This is a genomic window from Clostridium sp. KNHs214 (assembly GCF_000744935.1).
Lineage (GTDB): Bacteria > Bacillota > Clostridia > Clostridiales > Clostridiaceae > Haloimpatiens.
The window spans coordinates 1-16,701 of sequence record NZ_JQMW01000001.1 but is presented as its reverse complement, the minus strand read 5'-3'; the positions used below and the strand labels follow the sequence as shown (position 1 = coordinate 16,701).

Annotated in this window: 18 protein-coding genes and 2 pseudogenes; 16 read left to right on the top strand and 4 right to left on the bottom strand. The window is 30.6% G+C overall.

The window, feature by feature from the left end:
- Positions 1-53: 53 nt before the first annotated feature.
- From CC89_RS00080 to pdxT, 3 genes and pseudogenes are all read left to right on the top strand, one after another.
- Positions 54-503, top strand: coding sequence for a DUF4097 family beta strand repeat-containing protein (locus tag CC89_RS00080; protein ID WP_081896898.1), 450 nt, complete (start codon positions 54-56; stop codon positions 501-503).
- 352 nt (positions 504-855) lie between these two features.
- Positions 856-1,724 (top strand): annotated as a pseudogene (gene pdxS, locus CC89_RS00075) (pyridoxal 5'-phosphate synthase lyase subunit PdxS).
- Between the two features lie 56 nt (positions 1,725-1,780).
- Positions 1,781-2,400 (top strand): annotated as a pseudogene (pdxT, locus tag CC89_RS00070) (pyridoxal 5'-phosphate synthase glutaminase subunit PdxT).
- A 524-nt stretch (positions 2,401-2,924) separates the two neighbouring features.
- On the opposite strand, the gene CC89_RS00065 reads toward pdxT, so the two are convergent.
- Entirely contained in the window at positions 2,925-3,599 is a 675-nt protein-coding gene (locus tag CC89_RS00065; protein WP_035287698.1) for an ECF transporter S component, read from the bottom strand.
- Positions 3,600-3,988: 389 nt separating this feature from the next.
- On the opposite strand from CC89_RS00065, the gene CC89_RS00060 reads away from it, so the two are divergent.
- The 4 genes from CC89_RS00060 to CC89_RS00045 all read left to right on the top strand — a co-directional run bounded on the left by CC89_RS00060 (position 3,989) and on the right by CC89_RS00045 (position 7,321).
- Positions 3,989-4,411 carry a DUF5684 domain-containing protein gene (locus tag CC89_RS00060; protein ID WP_051931336.1) on the top strand — a complete coding sequence of 141 codons (423 nt, stop codon included), beginning with the start codon at positions 3,989-3,991 and terminating at the stop codon, positions 4,409-4,411.
- A gap of 510 nt (positions 4,412-4,921) precedes the next feature.
- Positions 4,922-5,512, top strand: coding sequence for an RDD family protein (locus CC89_RS00055; RefSeq protein ID WP_035287695.1), 591 nt, complete (start codon positions 4,922-4,924; stop codon positions 5,510-5,512).
- Positions 5,513-5,636: 124 nt separating this feature from the next.
- Positions 5,637-5,960 (top strand): PTS sugar transporter subunit IIB, encoded by a 324-nt coding sequence (locus tag CC89_RS00050; protein WP_035287692.1) that lies wholly within the window; start codon positions 5,637-5,639, stop codon positions 5,958-5,960.
- An 11-nt stretch (positions 5,961-5,971) separates the two neighbouring features.
- Complete coding sequence (locus CC89_RS00045) at positions 5,972-7,321, top strand: PTS sugar transporter subunit IIC (protein WP_035287689.1); 1,350 nt, start codon at positions 5,972-5,974, stop codon at positions 7,319-7,321.
- A gap of 125 nt (positions 7,322-7,446) precedes the next feature.
- Here the strand turns inward: CC89_RS00045 and CC89_RS00040 are convergent, their stop codons facing one another.
- Positions 7,447-8,754: an IS110 family RNA-guided transposase gene (locus CC89_RS00040; protein ID WP_035287686.1), complete on the bottom strand. Its 1,308-nt coding sequence runs from the start codon at positions 8,752-8,754 to the stop codon at positions 7,447-7,449.
- Positions 8,755-9,127: 373 nt separating this feature from the next.
- On the opposite strand from CC89_RS00040, the gene CC89_RS00035 reads away from it, so the two are divergent.
- The 9 genes from CC89_RS00035 (at position 9,128) to CC89_RS00010 (ending at position 14,874) form a co-directional block, all read left to right on the top strand.
- Positions 9,128-9,649 carry a GrdB-related putative oxidoreductase gene (locus tag CC89_RS00035; protein WP_035287685.1) on the top strand — a complete coding sequence of 174 codons (522 nt, stop codon included), beginning with the start codon at positions 9,128-9,130 and terminating at the stop codon, positions 9,647-9,649.
- A gap of 126 nt (positions 9,650-9,775) precedes the next feature.
- On the top strand, positions 9,776-10,819 hold the full coding sequence (locus CC89_RS00030) for a Sapep family Mn(2+)-dependent dipeptidase (RefSeq protein ID WP_353600782.1): 1,044 nt from the start codon (positions 9,776-9,778) through the stop codon (positions 10,817-10,819).
- A gap of 398 nt (positions 10,820-11,217) precedes the next feature.
- Positions 11,218-12,294 carry a M42 family metallopeptidase gene (locus CC89_RS00025; protein WP_051931335.1) on the top strand — a complete coding sequence of 359 codons (1,077 nt, stop codon included), beginning with the start codon at positions 11,218-11,220 and terminating at the stop codon, positions 12,292-12,294.
- A gap of 54 nt (positions 12,295-12,348) precedes the next feature.
- Positions 12,349-12,699: a zinc-binding metallopeptidase family protein gene (locus tag CC89_RS20850; protein ID WP_286161255.1), complete on the top strand. Its 351-nt coding sequence runs from the start codon at positions 12,349-12,351 to the stop codon at positions 12,697-12,699.
- Positions 12,653-13,453, top strand: coding sequence for a M42 family metallopeptidase (locus CC89_RS00020; RefSeq protein ID WP_286161254.1), 801 nt, complete (start codon positions 12,653-12,655; stop codon positions 13,451-13,453). Before CC89_RS20850 ends, CC89_RS00020 begins: the two co-directional genes overlap by 47 nt.
- A 115-nt stretch (positions 13,454-13,568) precedes the next feature.
- Entirely contained in the window at positions 13,569-14,024 is a 456-nt protein-coding gene (locus CC89_RS19315) for a Sapep family Mn(2+)-dependent dipeptidase (RefSeq protein WP_051931334.1), read from the top strand.
- Entirely contained in the window at positions 13,996-14,169 is a 174-nt protein-coding gene (locus CC89_RS20175) for a hypothetical protein (protein ID WP_185750618.1), read from the top strand. The genes CC89_RS19315 and CC89_RS20175 overlap by 29 nt, the downstream gene beginning before the upstream one ends.
- Positions 14,156-14,407 (top strand): peptidase dimerization domain-containing protein, encoded by a 252-nt coding sequence (locus tag CC89_RS19310; RefSeq protein WP_185750617.1) that lies wholly within the window; start codon positions 14,156-14,158, stop codon positions 14,405-14,407. Before CC89_RS20175 ends, CC89_RS19310 begins: the two co-directional genes overlap by 14 nt.
- A 95-nt stretch (positions 14,408-14,502) precedes the next feature.
- Entirely contained in the window at positions 14,503-14,874 is a 372-nt protein-coding gene (locus CC89_RS00010; protein ID WP_207641487.1) for a M20/M25/M40 family metallo-hydrolase, read from the top strand.
- A 219-nt stretch (positions 14,875-15,093) separates the two neighbouring features.
- Here CC89_RS00010 and CC89_RS20845 read toward each other — a convergent pair whose 3' ends face one another.
- Both CC89_RS20845 and CC89_RS20840 read right to left on the bottom strand, forming a co-directional pair.
- Positions 15,094-15,627, bottom strand: a complete 534-nt coding sequence (locus tag CC89_RS20845) for a PRD domain-containing protein (RefSeq protein ID WP_051931332.1) — start codon at positions 15,625-15,627, stop codon at positions 15,094-15,096.
- A gap of 141 nt (positions 15,628-15,768) precedes the next feature.
- Positions 15,769-16,701 (bottom strand): sigma 54-interacting transcriptional regulator (locus CC89_RS20840; protein WP_286161253.1); only part of this gene is annotated, 933 nt, incomplete at its 5' end.

Below are 16,701 nucleotides of genomic sequence, written 5' to 3'. Positions count from 1 at the left end.
TTAAGCTCAGGTAATGTTAAAATTGAGTCTGATTTAACATTAAATAATTTAAAATCTACTCAGAGTTCTGGAAATTTAAAGGACAATATCACATTAAGGCCAATGAAGTCATTTTGAAAACTACTTCTGGAAATATAAATGTAGAAAAAATAGATTCAAAAAACTATGGGTTTAATGCTTCATCAGGAAATATATCTATAGATTCTCTTGAAGGTTCTGGAAATGCACATGCAACATCGGGAAACATAAAAATAAGATATAAAGACATTAGTGATTATTCAAATATAGAATCTACTTCAGGAAATATTAAAATAGAGATTCCGGAAAAAATAAGCTTTAAGTTCACTGGAAAATGTACTTCAGGAGATATCCACTCTGATTTCCATATGGATTATGAAAGTGAGAAAAAAAATGAAGCTTATGGTAAGATAGGCTCTGCACCATATAAAAAAATCAATACTAATACAACCTCTGGAAATATTGATGTTGTAAAGGTGCCGTAATGAATATGTGTAGGGAAGATTAAAAGGTAAAGGCATATTAAAATGGGACTGTTGCACTAAGAATAAATTCTACGAGATATTATTTTAAAATTGCAAAACAATATATTGCATGTGAATTTCTTAATGCCACAGCCCTGGAAAATAGACTTAATTATGTTGGAATATTATGAAATTACAACAGGACAGTAATGTCCTGTTTTTTTAGCGTTATGAAAAATATAATAAACAGATATAAAGTATGTATCAATGCTATAATAATAGATAGGCTATATGTATCGATACATTTGAAAAATTCATTTGTAAATAATATACTGTATTTCAAAAGAAACTATTATTTATAGGGGGATTAGTAATGGAGAGATATGAATTGAATAAAAATCTTGCTCAAATGTTAAAGGGCGGAGTAATTATGGATGTGGTTAATGCAAAGGAGGCTGAAATAGCTCAAAAGGCAGGGCCTCTGCAGTTATGGCATTGGAGAGAGTTCCATCAGATATTAGAAAACAGGGTGGAGTAGCTAGGATGTCTGATCCAAAGATGATAAAAGAAATAAAAGAGGCGGTTTCTATTCCTGTTATGGCTAAAGTTAGAATAGGTCACTTTGTAGAAGCTCAAATTTTGGAGGCTATTGGAGTAGATTATATAGATGAAAGTGAAGTTTTAACTCCAGCAGACCAGGTTTATCATATAAATAAAAAAGATTTTAAGGTGCCGTTTGTTTGTGGAGCTAGAAATTTAGGAGAAGCTTTAAGAAGAATTGGAGAAGGGGCCTCTATGATAAGAACGAAAGGTGAAGCAGGAACGGGGAACGTAGTGGAAGCTGTAACTCATATGAGAACTATAATAAATGATATGAAAACGGTAAAAAATGCAGGAAAAGAAGAACTCATGAGTATAGCTAAAGAAATGAGAGCTCCTTATGATTTGATACAATACGTTTGGGAAAATGATAAGCTTCCAGTAATTAATTTCTCAGCAGGGGGAATAGCAACGCCAGCAGATGCAGCTCTCATGATGCAACTAGGGGCAGAGGGAGTATTTGTAGGCTCAGGAATATTTAAATCTTCAAATCCAGAAAAAAGAGCCAAAGCTATAGTGATGGCTACCACTTATTATAATGATCCTAAGATTATTGCAGAAGTATCTGAGGATTTAGGTGAGCCTATGAGCGGTTTAGAGCTAAAGGATTTATCAACTAGATATGCTGAGAGAGGATGGTAATTTTCAGCTGCGATTTGGATATGAAAAAGCATGTTAATGCTAATGAACAGCTAGATATGGATAAGAAATTCGAATCTAAAGGCCACTTAGTTATAGGAGTTTTGGCTATTCAAGGTGGGGTAGTAGAACATATAAATCACATAAGAAAGCTAGGATATGATGCTATAGAAGTTAAGAAAATAGAAGATTTAGATCAAATAGATGGCATTATATTGCCAGGTGGAGAGAGTACTGCTATAAGTAAAATATTGAGAGAAGAAATATTTACATCCGTTAGCAGAAGCTATAAGTAAAGGGCTTCCAGCTTGGGGAACTTGCGCGGGTATGATACTTTTAGCTAAGGAAATAGAAGGAGAAGATATATGCCATCTTGGAGTAATGGATATAAAGGTTAAGAGAAATGCCTATGGCTCTCAATTAGATAGCTTTGTTACATTGGATAATATATATGAAGTTTGTAATGAACCATTAGAGCTTATATTTATAAGAGCACCTTATATAGTAGAAGTTTCTAAAGGAAACAAAAGTTGTTCATAAAGTAGGTGAAAATATAGTAGCAGCCAAGGAGAAAAATATATTAGTTACTTCTTTTCACCCAGAACTTTCCAGTAGTTTGGAATTTCATAAGTATTTTATTGAGAAATTTGTTTTAGGTAAAAATAATAGGTATAGTTAGAATAAAAAGTATTAGGTACTTTTAATAGGGGGCAGTTAACTGCTCTCTTTGTTTTCTATTTTGGACATTTAATTGTTATTTTTATTTTATGATTAATCCACAATAGGGTACAATGTGGTGGAACTATGAATTTTCTCCTCAAAAGAGCTCGGAACAATAAATTTAATTTAAGAAATTCTAATCTTTTAGCCATATAAAATTATCTAACGCTCACATTCAGCGCCCTGCCTCAGATTCGCTAGCCTGGCGTCCTTGCTAGGCTTACGATAATTTTGTTTGTCTAAAAGAAGAATTTCTAAAATTAAATTTAAACAGTTCCTTTGCTTCTTATGGAAGTCATTGCAGAAAAATTTCATAATTCAGGTAATGTAATGCTTTTTGTGGGATAATCATTTTATAGGTCTCCACAAAAGTTATTAACTGTCCCCAGGAACCTGCAAAAGTTTTAGTGTATTTAGAGCTAAAAGTTGTTAACTATACCCAATTATTTCTTATTTCTAGCTATAGCAGTATTAAGTATAGTATTATAGCTTTTTATTTTTATAATATACAGCTTTCACGGTTCTTACAATAGGTAATGAAACTAAAATAGCCATAGAAGCTGAAACAAATCCATTTAAAACTAAGAGTAGAAAAGTCTTATTAGCAGCAGAACTACTAACTCCTAAGGCCGTTATATATTCATTTAGATATAAAACGTATATCATGCCTAATACACCTATGGTATTGGTGAATGAGCCAACGGTTATGGACAATATTAATTGAATATAATCTACCAGATATCTAGTGAATTTTCCCCATTTAGTAGTACCGTCATTGGAGTAAACTTTTTCTTTTAGTTTATTAAATTTAATCTTTTTTAATAGCTTGTACATATAGTAAGGTGTAATTCCTATTAATATTCTAGGAAGTACCGCTACTAAGGGATTTATAAATATAAAGGAAACTGGTCCTGGGGTTTTTATAGCTTGAAATATACTGGTTAATCCAAATATTAAACCAAGTATTCCGCCAACTACAGGGCCTTCTAGAAGTGAACCTATAATCACAGGTATGTGCATTATAGTTGTGTGAAATGGTGGTATAGGTATATAACCTAAACCAGTAATACCAAGTACTACAGATATAGCAGAAAGCATACCTGTAACAGTGATTTGTTTTGTGGAAAATTTTCTTTTTTCCACTGTCTTTTCTGACATTTTTACATTCCTCCATTCTTATTCCAATGGGATATAATTTGGAATTTAAGTGTTTGTTTAAGAAAAGCACGTAAATAGTATGGCTTTGCAATAAATACCATCTTTTACATACGATATTAGTATAGCACCGGATTTTTATAAATCAATAGGAAATAATAAATTTAAAAAATATTGTGTGCTTATATGATGTTACTTTTACTATTTGTAGCAATTATTGAAGGTAGTTTACATATAAAAAACGTAATTATAGATATATGAAGCATTTACTGTAATATTTCTCATATATTTATAAAACATATAAAAAAGTCGTTTGTAATACTTTGGGACTAGCATTTGTAATGCTCTTTTGAATAGCATATAAGTATAGAGCAATTTAAGGGAGGGACGTTATGTTTGGTTGCAATTACTATTCCTATTTAAATAACATTTATTTTATTTGGGCTTTAGTTATAAGCTATGTGATTCAAGCTATTTCATATTATAGGTTAGCTGAAAAGGCAGACCTTAATAATAGGTGGATAGCTTTTATTCCTTTTTTCCAATTTATAATTTTTTTCCACATAATTGATAAGAGTGCGTGGAATATATTATTTGCCTTTATTATAATAATACCATTTATAGGTCCATTAATTTTGGCCATTTTATATATAGTATGGTATGTGGAATTTTATCAGAGATTTAAGACGCCTACAATATGGATGGTATTGAGTATAATATTTATACTTGTGGCATGGATATATTTACTTTATATGGCTTTCTGTTACAAGGTTAGATATATAGGAGTAAATAAATTCTCAAAAAGAAAATTTTAAAACCTATAAAGGAGAGTAAGAATTAATCTTTATTCTAACTTTTAGATTTTTATTGGTTTTAGCTCTATTTATTTGGAGGATTAAGAATTAATTCATGCTAAGTAAGTAGAAAAGGAAAAGAGTCCACATAGTGTAAATTAAAGATTCATGCAAGGTTATACAACTTTACATGAATCTTTTAGTTTTTAGGTGAGTTTAATATAATTTTTTTAATGTATAAATTATAAAAAACATATGATACACTATAAATAAAATGTACAAAAAACAACACACTAATGAAATAAAAATAAAAAATAATAGAAAAGTGTATTTTATTATAATACACTTTAGCTCTAAAATGAAATATTATATATGAAACCATTGAAAAATCTGATATTTTAGTGTTGAATAGCAATTGGCATAACAATTGCTATTTAAATTATATGTGTAAGGAACAATAATGTAGCTAGTATAGATAATGATAAGGTATACATATTTAAATTAATGCTATTTAAAAAATAGGAGAGTATAATGGTTAAAAGCAAAGAGAAATTATTAAATGAAGAGAATAAAAAAAATAAGGAGTATAAAGATGTAAGTGTATGGAGAAGAGCAGTTGCTATGATGGTTGACTGGTATTTAGCGTCCGTATTAGCAGGAGTACCTGTAATGCTTATTTACAGCATGGATACCGGACAAGCTACCATTGCGAGTTCTTTATCAGCAATGTCATTTAAAAGTGGCATGCTGGCTGGAATTTTAGCAATACTAGCATCCTCTGCATATTATCTCCTAATACCAACATTTTTGTATAAGGGACAAACTTTAGGTAAGAAACTACTAGGTATAAAGGTAATTAGAATGGATAATAAGGATGTTAGTTTAAAAACTATGTTTAGACGTGAAATTATTGGAATAATGCTTGTGGAGGGTAGAATTGTTTCTAGTAGTGAATACTTACGTCAAATGATTCGATTAGGATTAAATTCTAATAGATACTATGTGGTACTTGAGTACATAGGTACTATAATTACCATAGTATCAGTTATATTAATGTATGCAACAGTTGAAAAAAGGATGATTCATGATTACATCGGTAAAACTAAGGTAGTTAGGATGTAACTATAAGGTGCAAATAATTCAGACAAATGTAATTAAAATGCAAAGAGTGAAAGTTAATTAATTAGATTATTTATTTTTTTATTATATATAAATAAAATAACATTTAAGAAGGTAGGTGGAAACTATGAAAAAAATATATCTATTCTGTAGTCAAGGTATGTCTACGAGTTTATTAGCACAAAAAATGCAAAATGTAGCAGATGCTCATAAACTTCCAATTGAGGTTAAGGCTTTTCCACATGGCAAGCTGCAGGAAATTGTTGATACTCTTAACCCAGATTGTATATTGTTAGGACCACAGGTTAAATATTTATATGAAGAAACTGTGGAAAGATTTAAAGATATCGATGCTCCAATATCAGTAATCGATTCAGCAGATTATGGAATGATGGATGGAGAAAAGGTTTTAAAAAAGGCAATTATACTTATTAAAAAAAATAAAAAATAGGGGGGCTTAAAATGTTTGCAACATTAGAAAGAGTATTAGTTCCAATTGCAGATAAGCTTGGAAAAAATAAAATTTTAGTTGCAGTTCGTGATGGATTTTTAATAACAACACCATTACTTATAGTAGGATCCATTTTCTTATTAATAGCTAATTTCCCAATACCAGGCTGGTCAGAGTTTTGGACAAGATTTCTTGGAGAAGGTTGGGAAGCATGGTTTACAAATGTATCTAGAGCAACATTCAATATAATTGCTTTATTAACTTGTGTAGGTACAGGATATGCTTATGCTAGAGAACTAAAGGGGGACAAAATTCAAGGTGCTGCCGTAGCAATGGTTGCCTTTATTATTCTTATGCCAACAAGAATTCCATTTGAAGGTGTTAAAGGTAAAGAAACTATGAGTGCACTAGGTTTTGAATACGTAGGTTCTAACGGTATATTTTTGGCACTTATTGTATCTATATTATCAGTATATGTATTTACTTGGGCTTATAAAAAAGGTTGGACAATTAAAATGCCAGATGGAGTCCCACCAGCAGTATGTGACTCATTTGCAGCTTTAATTCCTAGTGCAATAGTTATTGGTATATTTTTCCTTGTACGTGTAGGATTTGAGCTTACACCATTTGAATCAGCACATAATTTCATATATACAGTATTACAAACACCACTGCAAGGAGCAGGAAACACATTAATAGCACAAATTATTTATAGCTTGGTATGTACAGTTTTCTGGTTCTTTGGAATCAATGGTCCAGCAGTTGCAAATTCAGTATTCTCACCAATTTTCAAAATATTAACAATCGAAAATTTGGAAGCATTTGAAGCAGGAAAGGCATTACCAAATATATTTACAGACCCATTCTCAAACTTTTTTACAGGTTTTGGAGGGGGCGGAAGTACTCTTTCACTAGTTATAGTAATGTTATTATTCTGTAAATCAAAGAGAATTACACAATTAGGTAAGTTGTCAATTGTCCCAGGAATATTTGGAATAAATGAACCAATTATTTTTGGATTACCTATTGTATTAAATCCAATATTAATTGTTCCTTTTGTTGGAGTTCCAATAATCAATTTGATGCTTTCTACATTTGCAACTAAGGCGGGAATTATTCCTTATACTACAGGGGTATCATTGCCATGGACTACTCCAATAGGATTTTCAGGATACCTATCCACAGGAAGCTTATTTGCAGGAGTATGGCAAATAGGATTGCTAGTACTTGGATGTTTAATTTACTATCCATTTATAAAAATGTTAGATAAACAATACTTAAAAGATGAAGAAGAAGCAAAGAATAACGCATCAGACGAAGAAGATATTTCATTTGATGATTTATCTTTTGATGACCTTTAGTCCAGCTAAGAAATGTCAATAAGAATTAAAAAAATAATTAATATTTTTATTATCTTAAAAAAGGGTAACCTTAATAAACTTTTGTTAGACTAACAAAAAACGGAAATTATATTTATGGAATTATACTACGCAGCGAAGCCGCATTTCGCTTTGAGATAATTCTTTTGGTGTTCTTCTGGTGTAATTATTTCAAATTCTTTCCCATCACGAAGAATGGCAAATAATATGTTACAAACTTTATGCATAACTGCCCCAAGAGCAATCATTTTAGGCTTACTTTGGCACTTTAAAAGATAGTATTCTCGAAGTACTTGATTTTTGGCGGAGCCATCTTTGTTTTTGCTTATGCTGATTAATGCCATAGTGTGAATTACTCTTCTGGCAATTCGAGAGCCTCGCTTTGACATACTGATTTTTGTGCCATTAAAGTTGCCAGATTGCTTTACTGCTGGATCTAAACCAAAATAAGCAAAAAGCTGTTTTGGTGAGTTGAACGCAGAGAAATCTCCGATTTCTCCCATGAGGCTTACAGCAGAAAGAAAACCTGCACCTTTAAATGTTTCAATCAAGTGAATTTGCTTTACAAAATCAGTATTTTCATTTTCATCAACAAGCTTATGCATTTCAGAGAGTATAGAAGAAATCTCTTCATCATACTTTCGAATAAAGCTTATGTATAATCTAATACGCTTAAAATTACTACTTACAGAATAACCGAAGGTCTTTGCATCATTGGCAGCCTTTATAATGGCATTATACTTATTATTAGCATATGTAAGCCCAAAACGAGCTGTAGATCTTATAGAATCAATAATCTCTTCTTTGGAAGCATTTAAAAATGCATCTGGAGATGTGTATGTTTCTAATAAGGTTAATGATGTATTAGTAGTTATTTTTGAAAAAATTTTAAGGTATTCTGGAAATACCATCCGAAGTTCACTTTGAAGTTTGTTCACATAAGCAGAACGGTTGTCCATCAAATCATAATACTCTCTTGAAAGATTTCTTAAATCAAGAGCAAGATCTGATGGCATAAGAGATACTTTTAAATCTGGCTTTAAGCCTATTAAGGCAGCTTTTTTTGAATCAAATCTGTCATTATGCACTTTTCTAATGTTAATGTTTGTGCTATTCTTAGTGATGATAGGATTAATTAGGTTAACATTAAATCCAGTATCACGAAGATAGCAGAAGAGTGGGTAATGATAAATTCCCGTGGATTCTAGGAAAATGCGACTTTCCAAAGAATACAACTCTTCTGCTTCTTTTATTTTAGAAACAGCGAGTTCAAGGGAATCAATGTTTGAATGTAGTATTTTAAAAGGCTTTCCAACAAAGGTCTGGTTAGGAAGTGCGATAGACATCCAACTGAAATCTGCACCAACATCAATACCGACCGAGATAAATAAATTTTTAAATAAAATGTTTGACATGAGCAAAAGCTCCTTTCCGATAGGAATCCATTTCCATCTAATGAGTACACAACCTTGCGAGTTATACAGGTATGGCCTGAGGCTCCCAACCAGCCGAATCATAAAACCTCATTGAATGGACTAATTGACTAAATCACGGGTATGAGTCAGCAGATACTGACTTCCCAAGGAGGAAAACATTATTTGTCCTATCCTTGAAGATTATACTTTATGAAAAGTCTGGAGTCTATATAGGAACCGTCAAGCATGATAATTAACTAAGATAACATCTGATGAAGGAAGAAATCCTTCTTCTGTTATCTATTATAGAAACAATTAAATTGAGATGAGTAGTCTTAATGACTACATCATTATTATACAAGGAGGTAAAGCAATGAAGGTTTTAATGATATTTGACCAAACCCAAGCAGGGCAAGGTGGTAAGGAAAACCCTAATTTGCCTTTAGGTGGTAAAGCTATGGCTATAGGTTCAGCAAGTATGTTAGAACCGGCATTAAAACAAGTAGATGGAAAGGTTGTAGCTTGTTTATATTGTGGAGATGGATTTTTTAAAAAAAATGAAGATGAGGTAAAATTAAAAATGACTGCCATGGTAAAAAAAATCAATCCAGATGTAGTTATATGTGGACCAGCTTTTAATTATGCTGGATATGCAAAAATGTGTGCAGTTTTAGCTCATGAAATAAATGAAAAAACTGATATTCCAGCTATAGCTGCAATGTCAAAGGAAAATGAAGAAACTATCTCAGAATATAAGGATTTAGTAAATATTGTAGTTATGCCTAAAAAGGGTGGAACAGGGTTAAGTGAATCACTTAGAAATATTTGTGCTTTAGCTAAGAAGAAAGTTGACGGCGGAGATATAAGTGATTATATAAAGAAAATATGTTATTAAAAAATAGGTAGTCTAATTTAGTTAGACTACCTTTTCACATAAGAATATGAAATATGGAGGTAGTGCTTTTATAAAATATACAAATTATGTGAATATAAAATATTAGATTTAAAGCACAAGCATAGTATGGAAAAAATTTTAAATAATAAAATAGATGAATTAAAAGATAGTCTAATAGAACATATTATAGAAGTGGTAAAAATACCAAGTATAAAGGGTGAAGCAAAGCCACAGGCACCCTTTGGAGAAAATGTTAATAATGCACTAATGAAGGCACTAGAAATTTCTAAAGAATTAGGTTTTAAAACAAAAAATATTGATGGATATATGGGATATGCACAATTAGGTGAAGGAGAAGATTATATAGGAGTTTTAGGACATTTAGATGTGGTTCCTATAGAAGAGGGATGGAATAACCCACCATTTAGTGGACACGTTGAAGATGGCAAAATTTATAGTAGAGGGGTACTAGACAACAAAGGACCAATTATTAGTGCTTTATATGCATTATATGTCATAAAGGAATGTAATTTAAAATTGAACAAACCAGTACGCATTATATTTGGTACTGATGAAGAAAGTGGATTTAAAGATTTAAATTATTATTTGACAAAGGAAAAACCTCCAATTATGGGGTTTACGCCTGATTGCAAGTATCCAGTGGTTTATGGTGAGAGGGGCAGGGCTAAAATTAAGATAGGAACAAAGGTGTATAAAGAAAATTATGAAGAATTAACGCAAGAATTTTTTAATATGGTTAACGATTACTTTTTATCTAGTAAATCAGATGGCGATAGATTAGGAATTAATTATAATGATAAAGAGTTTGGATCTATGGAGATGCGAAAGTACTATTTAGATATGAAGGAAGGTTGTTTAAATTTTCAATTTGACTTAAGTTATCCAGCTGTATGCACTATAGAAGAAATAATTGAACAAATAGAATCTAAAATTTCAACTAATTTTCAAATAGAATTATTACAAAATTATAATCCAGTTAGGTTTGAAAAAGATTGTTTTTTAGTTAAGTCTTTGCAGGAAGCATATGAGGAAGTTACCTGTTTAGACGGTACTCCAGTTACAACTACAGGTGGAACTTATGCGAAACTTATGCCTAACATTGTACCCTTTGGACCATCTTTTCCGGGACAAAAAGGGTATTGCACATAATCCTAATGAATATATGGACATTAACGATATTATTTTAAATGCAAAAATATACACTCAGGCAATTTATAAATTAGCAAAATAAAATATTATAAACAAAATTATTTTTATTAAGGTTATGATTAAACCACAAAAAGGTACAATGCGGTGGAATTATGAAATTTCTCCTCTATGACTTGCATAAAAGCTCGGAACAATAAATTTAATTTAAGAAATTCTAATCTTTTAGCCATATAAAATTAAATTTAAATAGTTCCTTTGCTTCTTATGCAAGTCATTACAGAGAAATTTCATAATTCAGGTAGTGTAATGCTTTTGTGGGATAATAATGTTATTAGTTCATATTAATAAGACGCACACATATTAATAAGACATACATGAAAGAAAAGGGGTAAAGAAATATGAAATTAAGTGATAGCACACTAAAATTAATGAGAGAAATTACTCAAACAATCGGAATTTCAGGTAATGAAAAATACATTTCAAAGGCATTGCAAAAGCATTATAGAAAATACACAGATAAAATAATTTTCGATAATTTAGGTTCAGTTTTTGCAGTAAAATCTTGTGGAAAAGAAAATGCTAAGAGAGTTATGATCTGTGGGCATATGGATGAAGCGGGATTTATAGTTAATGGAATTACAGATATGGGATTAATTAAAATATTACCTTTAGGCAATATTGAAAATCAAGCTTTATTAGCTCAAAGAGTTAGATTAATAAACAGAGAGGGCGAGGAATTTAAGGGAAGTATAATAGATAATGGCTCTGAAAGAGACAAGTCTAAGGCAATAGAAGTGAGTAAACTATTAGTAGATATTGGGGCAACTAGCAAAGAGGAAATTGATAAATTAGGAATAAAGTTAGGAGACTCAATTGTAGCTGATGGGCAATTTGAAGTGTTGGCAGGAGATAAAAGAATTATTTCTAAAGCTTGGAACAATCGTTATGGTTGTGTTATGGGTATTGAAATATTAGAAGCGTTAAAAGATGTGGATTTAGATGTGGATTTATATATTGGATGTACAGTGCAAGAAGAAGTTGGATTAAGAGGCGCTCAAACTTCTACTAATCTAATTAAGCCTGATTTAGGCATTGTAATGGATTGTTTAGGAGCAAATGATGTGAATGGTAATAAAGAATCAATGGGTAAGTTAGGAGAAGGTGTATTAATTAATTATTATGATAAATCTATGATGCCTAATAGAGCGCTTTTAAATCATTTAGTTAATATTTGTAAATCGAAAGATATAAAGCATCAATATTTTTACTCCATGGGAGATGGAGATGCTGGATGGATTCATAAATTACTTATAGGTTGCCCAACTTTAACTATTAATATATGTGCTAGAAATATAAATACAAATAGTTCAATTATTCATGTGGATGATTACATAGCTGCAAAAGAAGCGATCATAGAAGTAATTAAATCATTAGATGAAGAAACTATTGAAAAATTCAAGTCAGAAAATAGATAAAATTCATATATTTAGTGTATAAAATATATGAATAAATGTGTTGGAGGAAAGCTCATGAGTGAAAATAGGATAGAACCATATGGCAATGTAGATTTACAAATGCTAAAGGAGTTAAGTGAAGCTGATGGAATATCAGGTTGTGAGAAAGAAGTTAGTAGAGTTGTTAAAAAGTATTTAGATAATTATGCTGATGAAATTTTATATGACAACCTAGGATCGATTATTGGACTAAAAAAAGGTAAGAATAATGGACCAAGGGTTATGATTGCTGGACATATGGATGAAGTAGGATTTATGGTAAGAGATATTGATGACAAAGGTTATATAAAAATATTACCTGTAGGGGGATGGTGGGGACATGTATTTGCCTTCACAGGAAATGATTTTAACCACATCAAAAGGTAAAAAAATTACTGGTATCATTGGAAGTCGTGCACCACATGGAATGTCAGTTTCAGAGAAGGCAAAAGTAATTAAGCCTGTTGATTTGTTTATGGATTTAGGGATAGATACAAAAGAACAGGCAGAAGAATTGGGAATACAAATTGGAGATATGATAACGCCTAATTCTAAATTTAAGATTATGAATAATCCAAATTATTTAGCAGGTAAGGCGTGGGATGACAGAATAGGTGTGGCAGTGGCGATAGATGTATTGAAGGAGCTTCAAAACGTTGAGCATTGTGCAAATATTTATGCAGTTGGCACAGTTCAAGAAGAAGTGGGATTAAGAGGAGCTAGAACTTCCACACAGGTTGTAAAACCAGATATTGCTTTTGCATTAGATGTGACAACAGCTAAGGATACTCCAATGGATAAAGGGGAAGTAAAACTAGGTGGAGGAGTAATACTTAGTATACTAGATTCTTCAACACTAGCGAATAGAGGATTAATTAAAAAGTTAGAAGAAATTTCTGAGAAATTAGGATTAGATATAAACTATGATTGTATGACTGCAGGCGGCACGGATGCAGGAAATATACACAAAACATTTCAGGGTATTGTAACAATGACATTATCTATACCAACAAGATATATGCATTCACCTAGATTAATAATTCATCGAAAAGATTATGTACAAACAGTAAAGGTTATTGCAGAGTTTTGTAAAATATTAAATTGGAAATTGATAGAAGAAATAAAAGATAATAATAGATAGCTTTACGAAAAATTTAGGAGAGTGAGTATTATGGAATTTATTAAAGATATTAAAATAAATAATAGTTTTTTAGAGGATTTAAAAAATTGTATTAAAGGAAAAAACAATTAAAGATGTGCCTGATGAATTTAATCCTTTTGGTAAGGGAGTAGCAAAAGGATTAAACTGTGTATTGGACATAGCTAAATCCTATGGATTTAATACAGTTAATTTAGATAACTATGTAGGCTATGCGGAGTTTGGACAGGGTGATGAATACGTAGGAGTATTAGGACATATAGATGTGGTGCCGGAAGGCAATGGTTGGAATACAAATCCCTTTGAACCTATAATAAAAGATGAAAAATTATACGCTAGAGGAGCCATAGATGATAAAGGGCCAATAATGGCAGCTCTTTATGCAGCAAAACTATTAAAGGATTCTAATGTTAAATTATCCAAAAAAGTTAGAATTATTTTTGGAACTAATGAAGAATCTGGTACAGAGGATATAGACTATTATTTAAAGAAAGAAAAAGCACCTAAATATTGTTTCACTCCAGATGCATACTTTTCCAATAGTAACCTCTGAAAAGGGTATTTTTACCTTTGAATTAGTTCAAAAGTTAGAAAATAATCTTTGTGGCTATAAAATAGACTATATAAAAGGTGGCAAAAAATCTAATATAGTTCCTGATTATTGTGAGTGTAAAATAATACATGATGGGCAATTCTAAATTACTTCAGGTATTTAAAGATGAAGGTTTAAAGGAAAAGTATAGAATAGATTTAGAATCTCATGAAAATCACATTATTATAATAAGCAGAGGAAAAGCTTCTCATGGAAGTACACCAGAAGCAGGAGAAAATGCTATAGCTAATATGATATTATACTTAAATGAAATATTAGATTTTCAAGATAGCTTTACAATGTTTTTAAAGGATTTTTCAACAGTTAATTGGAAAGGATTATAGTGGAAGTAAATTAGGAATAAATTTTTGGGATGAGGAGTCTGGAAATTTAACTTTAAACTTGGGAATTATTAATGGTAATAGTTCAGAAAATACGCATGAGATTTAACATTAGGTATCCAGTTACAGTTTCTAGTGATAGTATAGTAAACAATATTAATGAGAAAATAAAAGATACTAATTTAACTTTTCATATGGGAAATCATAATCCACCATTGCATTTCCCAAAGGAGCATAAAATGATAAAAGCTTTAAAAAAATCATATGAAGATATAGTAGGGGAGGAAGCGGAACTTTTATCTACAGGTGGAGGAACTTATGCTAAATTAATGCCTAATACAGTAGCTTTTGGAGCCTTATTTAAAGGTAGTGAGGATTTAGCTCATAAAGCTAATGAATTTATAGAAATATCCTTACTTGAAAAATGTATTAAAATTTATGCTAAAGCAATTTATGAATTAGCTAAATAATTTAGTAATATTAATATCTCAACTTTGCGCATGATTTTTAGAATTTATATTAGATAATAATTGAAATTATAAATAGCAAATATCCAATATCAATAATGTGGACTTTTTTCATTTCATTTAGAAAATTTCTGATTTATTTTTCAATCAATATATAACCCAGCACTCAGTGAAAGATTAATGAATGAACTATTACTGAGTGCTGGGTTGGATTATATACTTTTATAGACTAGGTCTTTCATATAAGTATATAGTAAAAATAGTTAAGAAAAGTATTTCTGTATTAGATAAATTAATATTGTAAACTCTTTCTATAACAGATTTTAAGCTTAACGATATAGTATAGTAGTTTGGAAAAACAGATTTAATTTTATTTAAAGTAGGTAGAGAATCAAAGTCCATTAGATTAATTCTGTCATATACCATATCAAGGTGAATACGAAAGAAATTTTTTACTATATCATCAGTGAAATAGTTTGTAAGTTCATTATCTAAATTGGATAAACTTGATAAGAACTCCTCGTATGCAGAATTATTAAGGCTGTATTGATAACTTGAAGCAACATCTTTAATTATATTTAGATAATCTATAAAAAAGTCAATGATAGCTTCACTGCTTATTTCTTTATTAATCATATTACTAGCAGTATCCTTTATTAGCTTTTTAAAACTATTGAGAATAATATGCTTCTGCTTTAAAAATGAATGACTAGTTATTACGGAATTTTTATCATATATAAAATAGCCATCTACCATATCTAAGGAATCTAATAAAACCCTTTCTTGAGAATAATTGAGTATTTAGCATGTTTTTTAATTCATCAGGTAAATCGGGACTATTTATTTTAATTTGTTTCTTATTATGAATAAAATAGTCTGAATAAGCGTTAGCAATGGCTAGTTTAATATCATTTTTTCAACTGGACCTACATTATAAGGGCAATGATAGGATAATAAACAAAGCATTGTGTTATAGGATACCCAAATAGGCTTATTTAGTTTTATACTTTCATTTTTTATAAAATATTCTACAAGGGTAAGTCTTTCCTCTAAAAGCCTTTCCTCTAATCCCGGTATGTAAATTTTTATTGGAATTCTCCTTATAAATGTATCTAAAAGAGAAGAGCTTATATCCTTATTTGTTGCACAGATTATACGAGCGGAAGAATGAATTTTTTTTGTTACCTCTCCAAATCTCTTAAAGTAGCCTGTATCCATAAACACAAAAAGCATTTCTTGACCTTCACTAGGAAGATTGTGTATTTCATCTAAGAATAAAATACCTCCGTCAGCCTGCTCTATTAGTCCAGCTCTGTTTTCAGTTGCACCAGTAAAGGTGCCTTTTTTTACGCCAAAAAGATGGGAACTTAATAGCTGGGTGTTATTTGAATAATCTGAGCAGTTAAAATGTAGAAAAGGCATGTTTTTCTTAATATCTAGTGATTTAGCATATTCATGCATTAATTTTGCTAACATGGATTTACCAACACCAGTGTCTCCGATAATCAGGCAATTCATTCCGTTATCTGGATACAAAATAGCTGTTTTAGCTAGTTTTATAGATGGTATCAATGATGGATAGAGATAAGCTAGATTATCCATAGATGATTTTGCCGTAAAATCTACATTAGTAGAATTGTTTAAAAAGTATTTTACAGGTCTCGAACTATTTTTATATAATAAGCCTTCATTAACTAGTAAATTTAAGTCTTTACTTATATTAGACCTCTCTAAATTTAACAATTCACTAACTTCAATAGTGGTTACTCCACTACCTTTATCTAATGTTTTTATAGAATTGTATACTAAATCTATTCTTTTCATAATATC